1 protein-coding gene is annotated in these 1,594 nt (G+C 41.5%); it reads right to left on the reverse strand.

Translation table 11 applies throughout. The features are described 5' to 3' along the window. Positions 1 to 546: 546 nt before the first annotated feature. On the reverse strand, positions 547 to 1,594 hold a 1,048-nt coding region (locus B2863_RS03615; protein WP_296207572.1), incomplete at its 5' end, for a YadA family autotransporter adhesin.

Below are 1,594 nucleotides of genomic sequence, written 5' to 3' on the forward strand. Positions count from 1 at the left end.
TTTTTATAGTTAATAATCTTCCCGAAAAGAAAAGATAGTCAACTTTATTTTTTAGCATTCTGAATCAGCAAAAATCCACACAAGTTGTTCTTTAGTTATGCTTTTAAATAATGTCTGACACTGTCGTCCAGTGCTAGTATTTCAAACTAAATAAGTTTGCCAATGTGGCTTATCCTATTTAGCGAGCTGACCATCATATCATGTTTTAATAGTCTGTCAACTTCTTTTTTTAATTTGTTTCAACAAGTTAACTGGGTTATTAATGTGTAATAACACACTAGCTACTTCCAGCTCGTTCTTGATGAGGTGCGTATTATAGACGCTATATTTATTTAGTCAAGAAGTATTTTCTATTTAATTCAAACAATTTACATCGTCCAAATCAGTAAACCACTTCCCTTTCGACTGGGTGGCATTATACGGAGTTTTAGATAGAAAACAAGAAGAGTTTTCAAAAACATCTTAACTTGATAAACTGAATTGATTGAGCCTACTATTAAAGACAATAGTAGGCTCAAATATTTCCTTATTTCTTAGATCTACATATTAGTCGAAAGTATAGCTTACGCCAACATTTCCACCATTTTGGCTGCCACTACCACCAAAAGCACTACTGATAGAAAACTGTCCGTCAGATGTGGTGTAACCGACACCAAATGCGTACCCTGTCTCACCTTCCCATGTACCACCGCCCAAACCAACACTTACTTTACCTGGCGTGTTGGGATAACGTAGAGCACCGAAAGCAAGCGCGCCCGCTACTGCTGAGTGAGTCTCACCTTCTAAATCATTTATTCTTCTATCTGTATAACCAAAGGCTTCTGCACGATTTTGGTTAAGCTGAGAAACGTTAACTGCATCATTTGAATTAATACCTGCGGCAACATTGGTAATTCGGCGCTGGTTGTTTGCACTGCCTACCGATACGGTATTATCTGCCGTTGATTGTGAGTTTGCTCCTAATGCTACCGCATTGCTATGAGTCGCACTGCTATTAGCACCGATAGATACTGCATTAGCTGCTTGGACGTTCACCGACTCACCGATAGCAACAGAGTTTGAGGCGTTAGTCTCGTTAGCAAAGGTTGGTGCACTATTAGCACCAATTGTAGCCGCTGTAGCACCAACTGTCGCATTACTACCTAATACTACTGAATTACTAGTAGTATCACCGATAATGTTGTCGTTGCCAACTGCATAATTAGCGCTGCCGCCGATAATATTCGGGTCTCCAAATGCGCCTGAACGGTCACCTGAAACGATGTTGCCATTACCCACGCTGGTAGATTGATCGCCAGTCACCGTATTGTTAGTGCCCATAGCGATGCTGTCCTTACCTTTAGATTGAGCATTAACCCCAATTGCTATTGCACCGTCAGCAGTAGCGCCATTGCTGTTATAATTGCCTGCATCTTCACTGTCACTAGAGCCATTAACGCTAAAGAAGCGAGCTTGGCTGTCTTCGATTTTACTTTCTAATTCAGTGTTAGCTGCTTCGCTAATACCTGAGTCGCCTTTATCACCTTTAGCACCGTCGATACCATCCTGACCTGCGGGACCTTGTTCACCCTGAGGACCTTGCGCGCCATCTTGA

The organism is Psychrobacter sp. UBA3480, from assembly GCF_002377945.1.
Classification (GTDB): Bacteria; Pseudomonadota; Gammaproteobacteria; order Pseudomonadales; family Moraxellaceae; genus Psychrobacter.